This window comes from Xanthomonas sp. CPBF 426 (genome assembly GCF_903989465.1).
Lineage (GTDB): Bacteria > Pseudomonadota > Gammaproteobacteria > Xanthomonadales > Xanthomonadaceae > Xanthomonas > Xanthomonas euroxanthea.
On sequence record NZ_LR861805.1, the window covers coordinates 1,439,592 to 1,458,329 of the forward strand.

At 64.6% G+C, this 18,738-nt stretch carries 13 protein-coding genes and 1 tRNA gene; 13 read left to right on the forward strand and 1 reads right to left on the reverse strand.

What is annotated here, in order from left to right; genetic code table 11:
• Positions 1-34: 34 nt before the first annotated feature.
• The 13 genes from murJ (at position 35) to H7A87_RS06240 (ending at position 16,650) form a co-directional block, all read left to right on the forward strand.
• Positions 35-1,627, forward strand: coding sequence for a murein biosynthesis integral membrane protein MurJ (gene murJ, locus H7A87_RS06180; protein ID WP_119128902.1), 1,593 nt, complete (start codon positions 35-37; stop codon positions 1,625-1,627).
• 218 nt (positions 1,628-1,845) lie between these two features.
• Positions 1,846-2,934, forward strand: coding sequence for a bifunctional riboflavin kinase/FAD synthetase (locus H7A87_RS06185; RefSeq protein WP_119128903.1), 1,089 nt, complete (start codon positions 1,846-1,848; stop codon positions 2,932-2,934).
• A 6-nt stretch (positions 2,935-2,940) separates the two neighbouring features.
• On the forward strand, positions 2,941-5,772 hold the full coding sequence (gene ileS, locus H7A87_RS06190) for an isoleucine--tRNA ligase (RefSeq protein WP_119128904.1): 2,832 nt from the start codon (positions 2,941-2,943) through the stop codon (positions 5,770-5,772).
• A gap of 309 nt (positions 5,773-6,081) precedes the next feature.
• The gene (lspA, locus tag H7A87_RS06195; protein ID WP_119128905.1) at positions 6,082-6,594 is read left to right on the forward strand and encodes a signal peptidase II; all 513 of its coding nucleotides are present in this window, start codon (positions 6,082-6,084) and stop codon (positions 6,592-6,594) included.
• A 77-nt stretch (positions 6,595-6,671) separates the two neighbouring features.
• On the forward strand, positions 6,672-7,622 hold the full coding sequence (ispH, locus tag H7A87_RS06200) for a 4-hydroxy-3-methylbut-2-enyl diphosphate reductase (protein ID WP_115676372.1): 951 nt from the start codon (positions 6,672-6,674) through the stop codon (positions 7,620-7,622).
• 177 nt (positions 7,623-7,799) lie between these two features.
• A tRNA-Thr gene (locus H7A87_RS06205) sits at positions 7,800-7,875 on the forward strand.
• A gap of 359 nt (positions 7,876-8,234) precedes the next feature.
• Complete coding sequence (gene cyoA / locus H7A87_RS06210; RefSeq protein ID WP_104650267.1) at positions 8,235-9,170, forward strand: ubiquinol oxidase subunit II; 936 nt, start codon at positions 8,235-8,237, stop codon at positions 9,168-9,170.
• Positions 9,170-11,170: a cytochrome o ubiquinol oxidase subunit I gene (cyoB, locus tag H7A87_RS06215; RefSeq protein WP_119128906.1), complete on the forward strand. Its 2,001-nt coding sequence runs from the start codon at positions 9,170-9,172 to the stop codon at positions 11,168-11,170. The genes cyoA and cyoB overlap by 1 nt, the downstream gene beginning before the upstream one ends.
• Positions 11,167-11,796: a cytochrome o ubiquinol oxidase subunit III gene (gene cyoC, locus H7A87_RS06220; RefSeq protein ID WP_180496907.1), complete on the forward strand. Its 630-nt coding sequence runs from the start codon at positions 11,167-11,169 to the stop codon at positions 11,794-11,796. The genes cyoB and cyoC overlap by 4 nt, the downstream gene beginning before the upstream one ends.
• Positions 11,796-12,131 carry a cytochrome o ubiquinol oxidase subunit IV gene (cyoD, locus tag H7A87_RS06225; protein WP_006450195.1) on the forward strand — a complete coding sequence of 112 codons (336 nt, stop codon included), beginning with the start codon at positions 11,796-11,798 and terminating at the stop codon, positions 12,129-12,131. The genes cyoC and cyoD overlap by 1 nt, the downstream gene beginning before the upstream one ends.
• Positions 12,132-12,318: 187 nt before the next feature.
• Entirely contained in the window at positions 12,319-14,199 is a 1,881-nt protein-coding gene (locus H7A87_RS06230; protein WP_180496908.1) for a tetratricopeptide repeat protein, read from the forward strand.
• Positions 14,200-14,574: 375 nt separating this feature from the next.
• Entirely contained in the window at positions 14,575-15,966 is a 1,392-nt protein-coding gene (radA, locus tag H7A87_RS06235; RefSeq protein ID WP_119128907.1) for a DNA repair protein RadA, read from the forward strand.
• 297 nt (positions 15,967-16,263) lie between these two features.
• Entirely contained in the window at positions 16,264-16,650 is a 387-nt protein-coding gene (locus H7A87_RS06240) for a DUF805 domain-containing protein (RefSeq protein ID WP_104582448.1), read from the forward strand.
• Positions 16,651-17,060: 410 nt separating this feature from the next.
• Here H7A87_RS06240 and H7A87_RS06245 read toward each other — a convergent pair whose 3' ends face one another.
• The gene (locus H7A87_RS06245) at positions 17,061-17,840 is read right to left on the reverse strand and encodes a response regulator transcription factor (RefSeq protein ID WP_104582449.1); all 780 of its coding nucleotides are present in this window, start codon (positions 17,838-17,840) and stop codon (positions 17,061-17,063) included.
• Positions 17,841-18,738 lie beyond the last annotated feature (898 nt).

The window sequence follows — 18,738 nt, forward strand, 5'->3', positions numbered from 1 at the left end:
TTGTCAAGAGGGAGGCTGCGTGAGCAAGCCCGGCATGTTGAGAGGCCTGCTCTCATTCAGCAGTATGACCATGGTGTCGCGGGTATTGGGCCTGATCCGCGACCAGGCGATCTCCACCACCTTTGGCGCCAATGCGGTGACCGACGCGTTCTGGGTGGCGTTCCGGATCCCCAATTTCCTGCGTCGCCTGTTCGCCGAGGGCTCGTTCGCCACCGCCTTCGTGCCGGTGTTCACCGAAGTCAAGGAAACCCGCCCGCATGCGGACCTGCGCGAGCTGATGTCGCGGGTGTCCGGCACTCTGGGTGGCATGTTGCTTGTGATCACCGCACTGGGGCTGATCTTCACCCCGCAGCTGGCGTCGGTGTTTTCCGATGGCGCGGCCACCGATCCGGACAAGTACGGCCTGCTGGTGGATCTGCTGCGGCTGACGTTTCCGTTTCTGCTGTTCGTGTCGTTGACCGCGCTGGCGGGCGGGGCGCTCAACAGCTTTCAGCGGTTTGCGATTCCGGCACTGACGCCGGTGATCCTCAACCTGTGCATGATCGCTGGTGCCCTGTGGCTGGCGCCGCGGCTGGAGGTGCCGATCCTGGCGTTGGGCTGGGCGGTGCTGGTGGCCGGTGCGCTGCAGTTGCTGTTTCAGCTGCCGGCCTTGAGGGGCATCGATCTGCTGACGCTGCCGCGCTGGGGCTGGACGCATCCGGACGTGCGCAAGGTGCTGACCCTGATGATCCCGACCCTGTTCGGTTCGTCGATCGCGCAGATCAACCTGATGCTGGACACGGTCATCGCCGCGCGCCTGGCCGATGGCTCGCAGTCGTGGCTGTCGCTGGCCGACCGCTTTCTGGAGCTGCCGCTGGGCGTGTTCGGGGTGGCGCTGGGCACGGTGATCCTGCCGGCGCTGGCGCGCCATCACGTCAAGACCGACCGCAGTGCGTTCTCCGGCGCGCTGGACTGGGGGTTCCGCACCACGCTGTTGATCGCAGTGCCGGCAATGCTCGGCTTGCTGCTGCTGGCCGAGCCGCTGGTGGCAACTTTGTTCCAGTACCGCCAGTTCACTGCCTTCGATACGCGGATGACCGCGATGTCGGTCTATGGCCTGAGCTTCGGCCTGCCGGCTTACGCCATGCTCAAGGTGCTGCTGCCGGCCTTCTACGCCCGCCAGGACACCCGTACCCCGGTGCGGGCCGGCGTGGCGGCGTTGATCGCCAACATGGTGTTCAACTTCGCCTTGCTGGCGGTGGTCTACCAGGTCATGGTGCCGCCCGAGCTCAAGGCGCAGGGCGTGATGCAGGCGCTGGGCAAGCAGCCGGGTCTGCATCTGGCGCTGGGCATTGCCAGCGCGCTGTCGAGTTACCTCAACCTGGGCTTGCTGTGGTACTGGCTGGGCAAGTCCGGCGTCTACCAGCGCCGGCCGGGTTGGGCCGGTTATGCGCTGCGCCTGCTGCTGGCGTGCGCGGCGATGGTGGCGGTGCTGTTGAGCCTGCTGTGGTGGCTGCCATCGTTCACCGTGATGGACAAGTGGGATCGCATCGGATGGCTGGCAGTGCTGGTCGGTAGCGGCGGGGCGACTTATCTGGTGGCGCAGGTGGCGCTCGGTTTGCGGCCGCGGCATCTGCGCGAGGGCTAGTCGCCTGCCAGGCTGGCCGAGCGGGTGCAGAGCCATCGGTCAGACGGTGGGGGTTGATGCCGGGCCAGGCGGGCGCGCAATCGCCTGCCCGCTTCCGGGACGCAGCTGGCGCGGCACCGGCCGGGCGGCGCCCATGCGGGTTGACAGGCACGGCTATACTTGCGGGTTATGCATCAACGAGGGTCGGCCGGCAGGCCGGCATCTGTTTGGATCGAGGAATGAGCAGGCTGTTTAGAGACGTCGAGGGCGGGACGCTGTTCCCGCACGGAAGCGTGGTCTGCATCGGCGCCTTTGATGGCCTGCACCTGGGGCATCGGGCATTGGTGCAGCACGCAGTCGCGCGCGCGCGCGCGCTGGGCGTGCCGGCGGTGGCGGTGAGCTTCGAGCCGCTGCCGCGCGAATTTTTCGCCCCGGCCGCGCCGCCGCCCCGGCTGACCCTGGCCCGCGCCAAGATCGAAGGGCTGCACGGCTTCGGTGCCGACAGCGTGGGCATGATCCGTTTCGACGGCCGCCTGTCGGCGATGAGCGCCGAGGATTTCGTGCGGCTGGCCCTGGTCGGCCGGCTATGCGCCAAGGAGGTCTGGATCGGCCCGGAGTTCCGTTTCGGCCATCGGCGTGGTGGCGATATCGGCCTGCTGCGCGCGCTCGGTGCGCACTACGGTTTTGAGGCGGGCGAAATCGCGCCGGTGCATCTGCACGGTGAGCGCATCTCGGCCACGCGCATCCGCGAGTTGCTGGGTGCAGGCGAGTTCGCGCACGCCGGGCAATTGCTTGGCCGGCCGTATGCCATTGGCGGGCGGGTGGTGCGCGGCAAGCAGCTTGGACGCACGTTGGGCTATCCGACCGCCAATTTGCGGTTTCCGCGCACGCCGGCGCTGTCGGGTATTTACGCAACCTGGGTGCATGGTGTGGCCGAGCGGCCGTGGCCGTCGGTCTCCAGCTTCGGCACGCGGCCGACGGTGGCCGGCGTGGAGCCGCTGCTGGAGGCGCACCTGTTCGACTTCCAGGGCGATCTGTATGGCCGGCATATCGCCGTCGAATTCGTCGCCAAGCTGCGCGACGAAGAGAAGTTCGACGGCCTGGACGCGCTGACGGTGCAGATGCACCGCGATGCCGAGCAGGCGCGTGCGGTGCTGGACAGGCATGCAGTTTCTGCGACACACGCGAATTCCTCGCAACAGCCCGCCTATGATGCGAGTCCCTCGCAGGAGCCCGCACATCCGTGTGCGGACAATGGACACGCGAGTTCCTCGCAAACGTCTGTACATGTAAGTGCAGACACTTCAGACAACGCAGCGCAACGGTAGAGACCTGTGACCCAAGACTACAAAGCCACTCTCCATCTGCCCGCGACGGAATTCCCGATGCGCGGCGACCTGCCCAAGCGCGAGCCGGCGATGCTGGAGCGCTGGGAGCGCGAGGGGCTGTACGCGCAGCTGCGCGCCAATGCGGCCGGGCGCCCGCTGTTCGTGCTGCACGACGGCCCGCCGTATGCCAATGGCCAGATCCATCTGGGCCACGCGGTCAACAAGATCCTCAAGGACATCATCGTCAAGTCGAAGTACCTGGCTGGCTTCGATGCGCCCTACATCCCGGGTTGGGACTGCCACGGCCTGCCGATCGAGATCGCGATCGAGAAAAAGTACGGCAAGGTCGGCGTGAAGCTGGATGCGGCGCAATTCCGCCAGAAGTGCCGTGAATACGCCACCGAGCAGATCGACCTGCAGCGGCGCGACTTCAAGCGCCTGGGCGTGATCGGCGACTGGGACAACCCGTACAAGACGCTGGATTTCCGCTTCGAGGCCAACGAGATCCGTGCGCTGGCCAAGGTGGTCGACAACGGCCATCTGACCCGCGGTGTCAAGCCGGTGCATTGGTGCTTCGACTGTGGCTCGGCGCTGGCCGAGGCCGAGATCGAATACGCCGACAAGGTGTCGCCGACGGTGGATATCGCCTATCCGGCGCGCGATCCGGCGGCCGTGGCTGCTGCATTCGGCGCGAGCCTGCCGGCGGGCGTGGGCGTGGCGGTGCCGATCTGGACCACCACCCCGTGGACGCTGCCGGCGTCGCTGGCGGTGAGCCTGGGCGCGGACCTGGACTACGTGCTGGTCGAAGGCCCCGCCGATCGCGGCCAGCCGCGCTGGCTGGTAGTGGCCGAAGCCCTGGCCGGCAAGGCGCTGGCGCGCTACGGCGTGGACACGGTGGTGGTGCACGGGCATGCCAAGGGTGCGGCGCTGGAGCAGATGCTGCTGAACCACCCGTTCTATGCCGAGCGCGAAATCCCGCTGTTGCTGGGCGACCACGTGTCGGCCGAGGACGGTACCGGCGCGGTGCACACCGCACCGGGACATGGCCAGGAGGACTACCAGGTTTCCAAGCAGTACGGCCTGCTCGAGCGCTATGGCGCTGCGCAGATCAACCCGGTGGACGGGCGGGGCGTGTACCTGCCGTCGACGCCGCCGCTGGGCGAGACCGTGCTGGCCGGGCTGCACATCTGGAAGGCCAACGACATCCTCATCGAGGCGCTGCGCGACACCGGCGTGCTGCTGGCGGCCAGCAAGATGGAGCACAGCTATCCGCATTGCTGGCGCCACAAGACGCCGATCGCATTCCGCGCCACGCCGCAGTGGTTCATCTCGATGGAGCAGGCCAACCTGCGCGCCGATGCGCTGGCGGCCATCGACAACGTGCATTGGTATCCGTCCTGGGGCCAGGCACGCATCGCCGGCATGGTCGACGGGCGTCCGGACTGGACGATTTCGCGCCAGCGCACCTGGGGCGTGCCGATCGCCTTGTTCGTGCATCGCGAAACCGGCGAGCCGCATCCGCGCAGCACCGAGTTGCTGCGCCAGGTCGCCGACCGCGTGGAGCTGGGCGGCGTGGACGTGTGGTACACGCTGGACGCGGCCGAACTGCTGGGCGATGAGGCCGCCGATTACGACAAGATCACCGACATCCTGGATGTGTGGTTCGACTCCGGCGTGACCCATGAAGCGGTGCTGGTGGACCGCGGCCTGCCCAAGCCGGCCGACCTGTACCTGGAAGGCTCCGATCAGCACCGTGGCTGGTTCCAGTCCTCGCTGCTGACCGGCGTGGCGATGGACAGGGCGGCGCCGTACAAGCAGTGCCTGACCCACGGCTTCACCGTGGACGAGCACGGCCGCAAGATGTCCAAGTCGCTGGGTAACGGCATCGAGCCGCAGGACATCATGAAGACCCTGGGTGCGGACATCCTGCGCCTGTGGATCGCCTCGGCCGATTACAGCAACGAGATGTCGCTGTCGCAGGAGATCCTCAAGCGCAATGCCGACGCGTACCGTCGCCTGCGCAATACCGCGCGCTTTTTGCTCGGCAACCTGCATGGCTTCGATCCGTTGCAGCATCTGGTGGCGCTGGACGACATGGTGCTGCTGGACCGCTGGATCGTGCATCGCGCGCACGAGCTGCAGGAGAAGATCGTCGCCGCGTATGCGCGCTACGACTTTGCCGAGATCGTGCAGGCGCTGCTGAATTTCTGCAGCGTGGATCTGGGCTCGCTGTATCTGGACGTGACCAAGGACCGTCTGTACACGATGGCCGAGGATGCACGCGGCCGCCGTTCGGCGCAGAGCGCGATGTATCACGTGGCCGAGGCGTTCGTGCGCTGGATCGCACCGGTGCTGAGCTTCACCGCCGAAGAGCTGTGGGGCTACCTGCCGGGCAAGCACACCGATAACGTGCTGTTCGCCACCTGGTATGACGGCCTGGCGCCGTTGCCGGCCGATGCTGCGCTGACCGGTGCGGATGTCGACAAGCTGCTGGCCTTGCGCGAGCAGGTGGCCAAGGTGCTGGAGCCGATGCGTGCCAATGGCGCGATCGGTGCGGCGCTGGAAGCGGAGATCACCGTGGCCGCCGATGCACAGACTGCCGCGCGTTGGCAGCCGTTGGCCGAGGAGCTGCGCTTCCTGTTCATCAGTGGCGATGTCACCGTCACCGCGGCCAGCACCGACGACATCTTCGTCAGCGCGCAGCCGACCAGCAAGGCCAAGTGCGTGCGCTGCTGGCACCACCAGGCCAGCGTGGGCAGCGATCCGCGTCACCCGGAACTGTGCAGCCGCTGCGTCAGCAATATCGAAGGCCCCGGCGAGGAGCGTCGCTGGTTCTGATGGGGTGCGCATGATTGCGTGTGGCGGGCCGATCCTGCCACGCGTGATCGAGACCCGGATGGGCCGGGCGTGCGCCTGCGCGCGAGCTCATCGGCATTCACCGCTGTCGTAGATGGCCCCGGCGCCGCAGTCCATCGCTTGCTGAAGCGTGGCGCACGCGGCAATGCGGGGCAATGCGGCTGGCTCGGACGTCCATGCCATCCTTGCCCGCCTGTCTTCCAGCTTTTGTTCTGCTCACCGCCATCCCCAACGCCATCCAGGCATCTTCTCCGGCGTCGGAGAAGTCACCACCAACTGCGATCTTTCGACATGAGTCAACGCCCCAAACCCTCCGCCCTGATCTGGTTGCTGCTGTCGGCACTGGTGGTCGGGCTGGACCAGTGGAGCAAGGCCTGGGTGCTGTCCAGCCTACCCGAATACACCCCGGTGCCGGTGATCGACGGCTTCTGGAACTGGTACCGCACCTACAACACCGGCGCGGCCTTCAGCTTCCTGAGCGATGCCGGCGGCTGGCAGCTGTGGTTCTTCACTGCGCTGGCAGTGGGCATCAGCGGGCTGCTGGCGTTCTGGCTGTCGCGTACCGCGCGCGGCGAATGGCGCAGCGCGGTGCCGTATGCGCTGGTGATCGGCGGGGCGATCGGCAACGTGATCGACCGCCTGATGCACGGCCACGTGGTCGATTTCATCCAGTGGTATATCGGCAGCCATACCTGGCCTGCGTTCAACATCGCCGACTCGGCGATCGTGGGCGGCGCCATCGGCATCGCGGTATTCGGCCTGTTCGACAGGTCCGGCAAGCGGGAGGCGGGGATCCGGAAGTAGGAATCGTCGCTGAAGTCGCGGCGTACCGGCATCGCCCGGTTCCATCCTCCATTCCCCATTCCCGTAGAATGCCCGCCATGGATGTCCTGCTCGCCAATCCCCGTGGTTTCTGTGCCGGTGTCGACCGTGCGATCGAGATCGTCAAGCGCGCGATCGAAACGCTGGGCGCGCCGATCTATGTGCGCCATGAAGTGGTGCACAACCGCTTCGTGGTCGACGACCTCAAGCAGCGCGGCGCGGTCTTCGTCGAAGAGCTGGACGAGGTGCCGGACAACGCCACGGTGATCTTCAGCGCACACGGCGTCTCGCAGGCGGTGCGCCAGGAAGCCGAGCGCCGCGGGCTGAAGGTGTTCGACGCAACCTGCCCGCTGGTGACCAAGGTGCATTTCGAGGTGGCGCGGCATTGCCGGGCCGGCCGCGACGTGGTGCTGATCGGCCACGCCGGACACCCGGAGGTGGAAGGCACGATGGGGCAGTGGAGCCGCGAACGCGGCGCGGGCACGATCTATCTGGTCGAGGACATCGAGCAGGTTTCCACGCTGCAGATCCGCCAGCCGGAGAACATTGCCTACACCACCCAGACCACGCTGTCGGTGGACGACACCATGGGCATCATCGAGGCCCTGCGTGCGCGCTACCCGGCCATGCAGGGGCCGCGCCACGACGATATCTGCTACGCCACCCAGAACCGCCAGGACGCGGTGCGCGATCTCGCGCGCCAATGCGATCTGGTTCTGGTGGTCGGTTCGCCCAACAGCTCCAATTCCAATCGCCTCAGCGAGCTGGCCCGGCGCGACGGGGTGGAGTCCTACCTGATCGACAACGCCAGCGAGATCGACCCGGCCTGGATCGTGGGCAAGCAGCACATCGGCCTGACCGCCGGCGCCTCCGCGCCGCAGGTGCTGGTCGATGGCGTGCTGGCGCGGTTGCGCGAGCTGGGCGCCAGCAGTGTGTCCGAGCTGGAAGGCGAGCCGGAATCGATGGTGTTCGCGCTGCCCAAGGAATTGCGGTTGCGCCTGGTCAGCTGACAGCGGGCGCTCCGGGCTGCTTGCGGTGGCGGGTACTTGCGGCAAGCCCGGCTGCTTCGCAGCTGTAGGTGGTCGTCCTCCGCCGGCCATGGTCCACAGGTCCGGGGCCGGGATACGCAGTGCGGCGCCTGGCGGCGATTGACCGGGCACCGGCTCCGCTCCTACAATGCACGGCTCGCCGGAATAGCTCAGTTGGTAGAGCGGCGCATTCGTAATGCGTAGGTCGTAGGTTCGATTCCTATTTCCGGCACCATTGCTTCAACACTGGGTCGACCATTGGTCGGCCCAGCTGCGTTTGGGCCCAAGCACGCGCATCTTGCCGCTGGCCCGGCCATATACGCCACACATCGTGGCGTCCGCAATCGATGGCCGCGGCTGCGTCTTTGTCGTCCTGCGCAGCGCTGCGACAACATGTCGCACAGTTTTGTGCGCATTAATTGCGACAGATCATTGCCGATGGGTTTCGTGCAGGTGCAGCAAAGTCTAAAATCAGGGAGCTAACTCGTGTCTTCGGTCTGCGTGGCCGCCTTCCTTCAGGAAGCGTGCCGTCAGGACAAGTTCCACCTGGATACGACGAACGAGGCTGGCGTTCCTTCGCACTTGGATCGACCGATGATTCCGTTGAAACATCTCGGGCGTGTACTTCGTCCAGGCCTGATGCTGCCGTTCCTGCTGTTGGCAGGCTGCAGTTCGGCCATTCTCAACCCGAAAGGCCAGATCGGCCACGACGAGAAGCAGCTGCTGATCACCTCGGTCGTGCTGATGCTGATCGTGGTCATCCCGGTGATCGTGATGACGATTGCGTTCGCGTGGAAATACCGCGCGTCCAACACGAAGGCACGCTACGAGCCGGACTGGTCGCACTCCACCGCGATCGAGGTGGTGGTGTGGTCGATCCCGTGCGTGATCATCCTGGTGCTGGCGGTGCTGACCTGGCGCTCCTCGCACGCGCTGGACCCGTACCGGCCGTTGGATTCGGACGTCAAGCCGATCACCATCGAAGCGGTGTCGCTGGACTGGAAGTGGATGTTCATCTACCCGGACCAGAACATCGCCACGGTCAACGAAATCGCCTTCCCGGTGCATACGCCGCTGAACTTCAAGATCACCTCCGACACGGTGATGAATTCGTTCTTCATCCCGCACCTGGGTACGATGATCTACGCGATGGCCGGCATGGAAACCAAGCTGCACCTGGTGGCCAACGAGCCGGGCGAATACTTCGGCCTATCGACCAACTACAGCGGTCACGGTTTCTCGAAGATGAGCTTCAAGGCGCATGCCGTCGATCAGGCCGGCTTCGATGCATGGGTGGCCAAGGTCAAGGCATCGCCGACCGCGTTGAACGCCGCCGAGTACCAGGTGCTGGCAGCCAATCGCAACGACAAGGAACAGTATCCGGTCACCTACTACTCGTCGGTGCAGGACGGCATGTTCCGCTCGCTCGTCGACAAATACATGAATGGTCCGGGCCATAACAAAGGCCATGGCGACCATCAGGCAGCGGCTGCAGAGCCGGTTGCCATGTGCACTTCTGGAGACAAGTGATGCTAGGCAAACTTACGATCGAGGCGGTTCCGTACCACGAGCCGATCATCATGGTCGCACTCGGTGGTGCAGGCCTGCTCGGCCTGCTCATCGCGGGCGCCATCACCAAGTACAAGCTGTGGGGCTACCTGTGGAACGAGTGGTTCACCTCGGTGGACCACAAGCGCATCGGCGTGATGTACATCATCGTGGCGCTGGTCATGTTGCTGCGCGGCTTCGCCGATGCGGCGATGATGCGCACCCAGCAGGCGCTGGCAGGTAACGGCGGCGAAGGCGTGCTGCCGCCGCATCACTACGACCAGATCTTCACCGCGCACGGCGTGATCATGATCTTCTTCATGGCCATGCCGTTCATGACCGGCCTGTTGAACCTGATCGTGCCGCTGCAGATCGGTGCGCGCGACGTGGCGTTCCCGTTCCTGAACTCGCTGAGCTTCTGGCTGTTCGTGGCCGGTGCGGCGCTGATCAACATCTCGCTGGGTGTCGGCGAATTCGCCCAGACCGGCTGGCTGGCCTATCCGCCGTTGTCGGGGCTGGAATACAGTCCGGGGGTCGGCGTCGACTACTACATCTGGGCGCTGCAGGTCTCAGGCCTGGGCACGTTGCTGACCGGCATCAACTTCTTCGTGACGATCATGCGGATGCGCGCGCCGGGCATGACCCTGATGCGCATGCCGATCTTCACCTGGACCGCGCTGATCACCAACATCCTGATCATCGCCGCATTCCCGATCCTGACCGTGGCGCTGGCGCTGCTGGGTGCCGACCGTTACCTGGGCACGCACTTCTTCACCAATGACGGTGGCGGCAACGCCATGATGTACGTCAACCTGATCTGGATCTGGGGTCACCCGGAAGTCTATATCCTGATCCTGCCGGCGTTCGGCATCTTCTCCGAGTTGATCGCCACCTACAGCCGCAAGCGCCTGTTCGGCTACACCTCGATGGTCTACGCCACCTCGTGCATCGGCGTGCTGTCGTTCGTGGTGTGGTTGCACCACTTCTTCACCATGGGCTCGGGTGCCAACGTCAATGCCTTCTTCGGCATCACGACGATGATCATCTCGATCCCGACCGGCGTGAAGATCTTCAACTGGCTGTTCACCATGTTCCGCGGTCGTGTGCACATGACCTCGCCGGTGCTGTGGACGATCGGCTTCATCATCACCTTCACCATCGGCGGCATGACCGGCGTGATGCTGGCGATCCCGGCGGTGGACTTCGTGCTGCACAACAGCCTGTTCCTGATCGCGCACTTCCATAACGTGATCATCGGCGGCGTGGTGTTCGGCTATCTGGCCGGCCTGACCTACTGGTTCCCGAAGGCGTTCGGCTTCAAGCTCAACGAGAAGATCGGCAAGGCCTCGTTCTGGTGCTGGATCATCGGCTTCTTCGTGGCCTTCATGCCGCTGTACGTGCTCGGCTTCATGGGCATGACCCGTCGCATGAACACCTACAACCACCCCGAGTGGGCGCCGTGGCTGTACGTCGCTGCGGCCGGTGCTGCGATCATCGGCCTGGGTATCTTCCTGAACCTGGTGCAGATCGGTTACAGCGTGTGGAAGCGCAAGGAGCACATGGACTACACGGGCGATCCGTGGGATGGCCGGACGCTGGAGTGGGCCACCTCCTCGCCGCCGCCGTTCTACAACTTCGCCGTGCTGCCGCACATCGACGACCGCGATCAGTTCTGGGCCGACAAGCAGAACGGCAAGGGCTGGGTGCGTCCGTCCAAGTACGAGGCGATTCACATGCCGCGCAACACCGGGGCAGGCGTGTATATCGGTGCCTTCAGCGTGCTGATGGGCTTCGGTCTGATCTGGCACATCTGGTGGCTGGCCATCATCGGCCTGGTCGGCATGATCGGCAGCTTCATTGCGCGCACCTTCGATGACGACATCGATTACTGGGTGCCGGCCGAAGAAGTGGAGCGCATCGAAAACGCGCGCTTTGCCCTGCTCGAACAGCAACATGCGGCGCAGGCCGCGAAGGTGGTATGACCATGTCTTCCTCGACCACGCTTGACCACGCCGCCCACGCGGGCGGCCACGATGACCACGAACATCACGACGCCGGTGGCAACACCGTCTTCGGGTTCTGGGTCTACCTGATGAGCGACTGCCTGCTGTTCGCCGGCCTGTTCGCCACCTATGCGGTGCTCTCGGGCGCCACGGTGGACGGACCGACCGCCAAGGAGCTGTTCGACCTGAAGTTCGTGCTGGTGGAAACCTTCCTGCTGTTGTTCAGCAGTCTCAGCTTCGGCGTTGCGATGATTTCCGCGCACAAGCGCAACATGACCGGGCTGTACGCCTGGCTGGGCGTCACCGCGCTGCTGGGCATCGGCTTTCTGTGCATGGAAGTCTGGGAGTTCAACCATCTGATCCACGAAGGGGCGGGTCCGGGACGCAGCGCGTTCCTGTCGGCCTTCTTCACCCTGGTGGGGACGCACGGCCTGCACGTGGCCTCCGGCCTGTTGTGGATGGCAGTGCTGGTGATCCAGATCTCCAAGAACGGCCTGACCCCGCGCAACAGCACGCGTCTGGCCTGCCTGAGCCTGTTCTGGCATTTCCTGGACATCATCTGGATCGGTGTGTTCACCGTCGTCTATCTGCTGGGAGCGCTGTAATGGCCAATCACCACGCGCATGAAACCGCTGCCGACGCACATGCCGGCGGCCTGAAGTCCTACCTGATCGGCTTTGTGATGGCCGTGATCCTCACCGTCATCCCGTTTGCGATGGTGATGAGCGGAGCGTTCTCCAAGGGTGTCACCGTCATCGTGATCTCGCTGATGGCCGCGGTGCAGATGCTGGTGCACATGGTGTACTTCCTGCACATGGACCGCTCGCCCGAGCAGCGTTCCAACGTGCAGGTGGGCCTGTTCTCGTTGCTGATCATCGGCATCGTGATCGTGGGTTCGCTGTGGGTGCTGCACAACATGAACGTCAACATGATGCATTGAGACGGCATGGCGCCCGATCCCGGCACGCCGGATCGACGCATACCGGACACAACGAAGCCGCCAGGTCACTGGCGGCTTTTTTTTTGCGTGCGAATCGGTGCGCAGCATGACCTATGGCATACGGGGGAAGCGCAGGCAGGCGCTTAGCATCGTGGGCTTGCCTGTTCCAGGTCCCTGCGGAGTTGCGATGAAGATCCCCACCTTGTTGTCCGTGTCGCTGCTGGCGGCACTGTCGTTGCCTGCGGCCGCACAAACCGCTGCGCCGCAGGACGTGCCGTTCGACGGCACCTTGAAGATCGACGTCGATGCCACCGATCTGGCCCACCGCATCTTCAAGGTCAAAACCACCATGCCGGCCAAGCCCGGCCCGATGACGCTGCTGTATCCGCAGTGGATTCCCGGCAATCACTCGCCGACCGGGCCGATCGACAAGCTGGCCGGTCTGGTGATCAAGGTCGATGGCAAGGTGGTGCCGTGGAAGCGCGACCAGTTCGACGTGTACGCCTTCACCGTGGACGTGCCGCAGGGCGCCAGCGAGCTGGTGGCCGAGTTCAAGTTCCTCTCGCCGCAGGCCCCCAACCAGGGCCGGGTGATGATGACCCCGGAGATGCTCAACCTGCAGTGGAACACCACCGCGCTGTATCCGGCCGGCGTGTTCGCACGCAACATCAAGGCCCAGGCCAGCGTCACCTTGCCAGCCGGCTGGAGCTATGCCACGGCACTGGAAACCGACCGCCGCGTCGGCGACACGGTGACCTTCAAGCCGATCGATTTCGACGACCTGGTCGATTCGCCGATGTTCGCCGGCAAGTACTACAAGCGCGTGGAGCTGAGCGCCGGCAAGCAGCCGGTCTACCTCAACGTGTTCGCCGACGAAGCCAAGTCGCTGGAGGCCAAGCCCGAGCAGATCAAGGCGCATGCAGCGCTGGTGCAGCAGATGGACAAGCTCTACGGCGCGCGCCATTTCGATCATTACGAATTCCTGCTGGCGCTGACCAAGAAACTGGGTGGCATCGGCCTGGAGCATCACCGCTCCAGCGAAAACAGCGGCGTGCCGACCTACTTCACCGAGTGGGACAAGAGCTGGACCGGGCGCGACCTGCTCGCGCACGAGTTCAACCACTCCTGGAACGGCAAGTACCGCCGTGGCGCCGACCTGGCCACGCCCAACTTCAACGTGCCGATGGGCGACAGCCTGCTGTGGCTGTACGAGGGCCAGACCCAGTTCTGGGGCGAAGTGATGGCCGCGCGTTCGGGCCTGTGGACGCAGGACCAGGCGCGCGAGATGCTGGCCGGCGTGGCGGCGAGCTATGAGCGCGGGCGCCCCGGCATGGCCTGGCGCACCGTGCAGGACACCACCAACGACCCGACCATGTCGATGCGCCGGCCCAAGGCGTACCGTAGCTATCAGATGAGCGAGGACTACTATTCCGGCGGCCAGATGATGTGGCTGGAAGTGGACAGCAAGTTGCGCGCGTTGACCAACAACAAGCGCTCCATCGACGATTTCGGCAAGGCGTTCTTCGGCATGAAGAACGGCGACTGGGACGTCAACCCGTACACCTTCGACGACATCGTCGCCACGCTCAACGGCATTGCCGCCTACGACTGGGCCAGCCTGTTGCGCAGCCGCATGGACGGGCATGGCTCGTTGAACGGGGGCATCGAGGCCAATGGCTGGAAGCTGGTCTACAACGACGAGCCCAATCTGGCCACCAAGGCCGACGAGAGCGACGACAAGGACGCTAACCTGGCCTATTCGCTTGGCGTGTCCTTGAAAGCCTCTGGCGACATCGGTGATGTGCTCTGGGACGGCCCGGCCTTCAATGCCGGCCTGATCGCCGGCAACACCATCGTGGCGGTCAACGGCCGCGCCTTCAGCAGCGAGGTGATCAAGGACGCGATCAAGGCGGCCAAGGGCACCACCGCGCCGATCGAACTGCTGGTCAAGCGCCTGGACCGCTACGACACCGTGCGCATCGATTACCACGGCGGCCTGCTGTATCCGCATCTGGAACGTATCCCCGGCAAGCCGGACCGCCTGAGCGAGTTGTACAAGCCGCGCTGAGCGGCGATCGGCTGCCAGCAGCCATTCGAGCGGGCAGTGGAAAAACCTGGCGGTGCGTGCCCGGGAGCGATCGATCATGCAGCGCCAGGCGCCGGTTTTCGTCGGTACCGATGCCGATGCCGGTGCGACCGATCGAAAGACAGCGCGCCAGCCGACCGGTCCGCTCATCAATGCGGCCAGGTGAAAACGCCGCCGCAGGAATGGGTGCTTGCATCCCTTCCTGCGGCGGCGTCAGCTGTTCGATTCCCGATTCCCGATTCCCGATTCCCGATTCCCGACTCCCGACTCCCGACTCCCGACTCCCGAGCCAGCGTCGCGCATCCTGAGACTGACGCCGACTATCCTGTCGCTCCAGAAGCGATGGGTTAACTGACGATGGCGAAGGCGAAAACGGCCTATGTCTGCGGCGAGTGCGGCGCCGAATACAACAAGTGGCAGGGGCAGTGCACCGAGTGCGGGGTCTGGAACACGCTCAGCGAGATCGTGCTCGAAAGCGCCACGCCCGGCGGCAAGGCCTCGCCTGCGGCTTCGCGACGTAGCGGCTGGGCCGGCAAGGCCGAGGCGCCCAAGATCACCGCGCTCAAGGATGTGCAGCAGTCCGAGCAGGCGCGTGTGTCCACGGGCATCGGCGAGTTCGATCGGGTACTGGGAGGCGGGCTGGTCGAGGGCGCGGTGGTGCTGATCGGTGGCGACCCGGGCATCGGCAAGTCGACATTGTTGCTGCAGGCGCTGGCGAGCATGGCCAGCACGCTGCCGGTGCTGTACGTGACCGGTGAGGAATCGCTGGCGCAGGTGGCCGGGCGCGCGGTGCGGCTGGATCTGCCGCTGGAAGGCTTGAATGCGCTGGCCGAAACCGGCATCGAAAACATCCTGCAGCATGCCAGCGTGGCGCGGCCGAAGGTGATCGTGGCCGACTCGGTCCAGACGCTGTGGACCGAGTCGCTGACCGCGGCGCCGGGCTCGGTCAGCCAGGTGCGCGAGAGCGCGGCGCGGCTGGTGCGCTACGCCAAGGAGACCGGCACCGCCGTGTTCCTGGTCGGCCATGTGACCAAGGAGGGCGGCATCGCCGGCCCGCGCGTGCTGGAACACATGGTCGATGCGGTGCTGTACTTCGAAGGCGAGAGCGGTAGCCGGTTTCGCCTGTTGCGCGCGTTCAAGAACCGCTTCGGGGCGGTCAACGAGCTGGGCGTGTTCGCGATGGGCGAGAAGGGCCTCAAGGAGGTCTCCAACCCGTCGGCGATCTTCCTGTCCGGCGGCAGCACCCAGCAGCCGGGCAGTTGCGTGATGGTCACCCGCGAAGGCACCCGGCCGCTGATGGTGGAGGTGCAGGCACTGGTGGATGCCTCGCCGCTGTCCAATCCGCGGCGCGTGGCGGTGGGGCTGGAGCAGAACCGGCTGGCGATGCTGCTGGCGGTGCTGCATCGCCATGGCGGCATCGTGGTGGGCGACCAGGACGTGTTCGTCAATGTGGTCGGCGGCATCCGCGTGCAGGAAACCGCTGCCGATCTGCCGGTGCTGCTGGCAGTGCTGTCCTCGCTGCGCGACCGGCCGCTGTCGGAGAAGACGATTGCCTTTGGCGAAGTGGGGCTGTCGGGCGAGATCCGGCCGGTGCCCAACGGCGAGGATCGTCTGAAAGAAGCCGCCACCCATGGCTTCAAGCGCGCGATCGTGCCCAAGGCCAACGCGCCCAAGGTTGCCAGCATCAAGGGCATGGAGATCGTCGCGGTGGAGCGGCTGAGCCAGGCGCTGGAAGCGGCGGCCGAGTGATGCCGGCGTGGGATGGAGCGCGCGTGCGCGGGGCATCGCGCTGCACGCGGTGAGCTGATCGCGCGCGCCGGTGCAGGGCCGCACACATTGCGCCGCGCGATGGCGGAATTGCAGCAGTGACGTTGTCGGGTTGGCCGCCGGCAACTGCGGCGACCGTTGGTCGGCCAGCAGTCGCGAGATGCCGCCAGCCGGTAAGAAACCGTTTTCAGCAGAGGGCGGCTATGGCAACATGCGCGGCCCGTTGCACGGTGCACCGGATCACAGACAGCGCCCACTGCGCGTCACCAGGAGAACACGATGGAATGGATGTTGTTGCCACTCAAGCGCTACGCCGACTTCAATGGCCGCTCGCGCCGCAAGGAATATTGGATGTTCATGCTGCTGCAGGCGATCGTCCTGCTGGTATTGGGTGGCTTGTTCGGCATCGCGGCGGCAGTGATGGGCGGCGAGAACGGTCCCGGCGCACTGGCATGGCTGGTGCTTGCCATCATGGGGATCTTCGTACTGGCACTGATCGTGCCGAGCATTGCGGTGACCGTGCGTCGCCTGCATGACCAGGGCAAGTCCGGCTGGTTCTATCTGATCAGCCTGGTGCCCTACGTCGGTGGCTTCATCGTGCTGGTCTTCATGTGCCTGGAAGGCACGCCCGGCCCGAACGAGTACGGCGAGAATCCCAAGCAGTAACCGGGTGCGATGCCTGATCGAACAATGGCGCGGGGAGTCCTCCGCGCCATTGTCGTTTCTGGAGAGCCGCCGGCGGAGGTTGCCAAAGGGCACGCACCTGTTCGAGTGCGGCACTGGGTGCGATAGGGGCATTTGAGCCGACCGCAAAAACGTATCCGTCTTGCCAGGGCGTGGGAAGCGGTCGAGCGGCAATAGGCCAAGAGCCTGCTCGTGTGTTCACTACATGATTGAACTACCAGGTGGACAGGTTTTCCGCCCGGCGTGGCAGCAGGCGAAAAGCAGTCCAGCCAATGCCCGACCAGATCAACGCATCACAGCGGACGGCTCACTGCACTGCAGGCGCCGATGGCATGCAGCAAGCGCGGCTCGCCGCCGTTCGCCGCGCTGCCGCTGTTGCGAGCCCGCGTTGGTCAACAGGCCGCGGCGTGATGGGCGGTGCTGGGGCTGACGGCCTTGCTGGGCGCGTGCTTGTCGGGCGTAGCAAGTTCCAGCTTGTAGCCATGCGAATACACGGTTCTGATGCGCACCACGCCGCTGTGATTGCATAGCTGCAGCTTCTTGCGCAGCTTATAGATGTGCTGCTCCATCGTGCGGTCGGTGAACTCGGTGTGGCTACCCCACACCGCCTTGGCCAACTGGCAGCGGCGGAAACATACGCCGGGGCTGGAAAACAACAGCCAGGCGATCGAGAACTCGCGTGCAGTCAGCACGATCGGCTTGCCGTGCAGGTACACGGTATTTTCGTCGCGAATCAGGTGGTAGGGACCAACACTCAGCTGCTGGCTCTCGGAGCATGCCTCGGCCACCGGCGAAAGCGCCAATGCCGCGCGTACATGCAATTCGTGGGAATTGAACGGCAGGGCGAGCACATCGTGTGCGCCGGCGCGGTACCAGGCCAGAATGTCGTGCGCACAGTCGAAACGCCCCAGCACGATCAAGGGCGTGGGATGACCGCTGTGGCAGCGTTGCCAGGCCAGCAGCGAGCTGTCGTCCGACGCGACGCAGGTCGCGTCGAAGACCAGTAGCTCGCAGGGGGAATGTCGCAGCGAGCGCAGGAGTTCGAGTTCGTCGGAAAACACCGCAAAACTCGGGGCCAGCGGTGCAAGGCTCGCATTGACCTGCGATGCCAGACGCGCGTCCTGCGTCAACAGGAAAGCCGATCCTTGCTTGCCGGTAGGGTTGCCGTGCATCAGCCGGCCGTCCCATGTCTGCCCACGTACCAGTCGTGTGCTGGATGCCTGTTGTGGACAGCAGGCGCCAATACAAAACCCACATGTATAGATAAGTGCATCGCCATCGCCTTCGGCTGCCAGGGGATCCGGCCTGAGGCCGGACGAATGGTATGTACCATTGCGGAGCCAGAAAGTTTCACTGCTGCGTACTTTTCTTCGGCTTCGGGCGGGCCGGCTTTAACGTACGCTCATTTAGGCGCAACGCAGCTCTTACATCCAGGGCATGCGTCGACGGCGACTAACAAAATTCCGACATCGCGCGGTACGCGGGCCGATGGTTCCGGCGGAAAACAATACGCACGATCGCCAGGTCGTTGAATGCAATGCCAGGTCTATACCACGGTATTGCGATTTGCACGTGCGCGAAGCGCGCATGGAATATGTGGGCCATCGGTTGATGTCATGGAACGCGGCAGCATTGGTTTGAAGTGCATCTTTCATTTACTGAAATACCTTGCACGCGGCCATCGCCGCGACATGCCAGGACAATGGTCCAGCTGCGCACGGGCTCAGGTGCTCGAATGGCCGACGATTGCTTTTTTGGCTGGCGTCCTGTCTTCAATACGGCTTCGCATGGCGCGGAATGTCCTATGCACGCATGCGGTGGCGGTATGCAAAAAGTGCCCTTTATCTGCACGCCGCTTAACTGGTTCGCCGACAGACAGAGTGAGGATTTTTGATTTTCTTAGTGCCTTGGAGTGAGAAATTCCATTGGATCCGCTGCATACAATCGTTTGCGCCAGCCAAACCGGCGCATTGTTGTTTTTGCTCGTCCCCCTATGAGAGAGCCCGGCATGATCCTTTCAACCTACTTCGCGGCAATCTCTGCGTTGTCGTACGCAGACCGTCTTCCTAT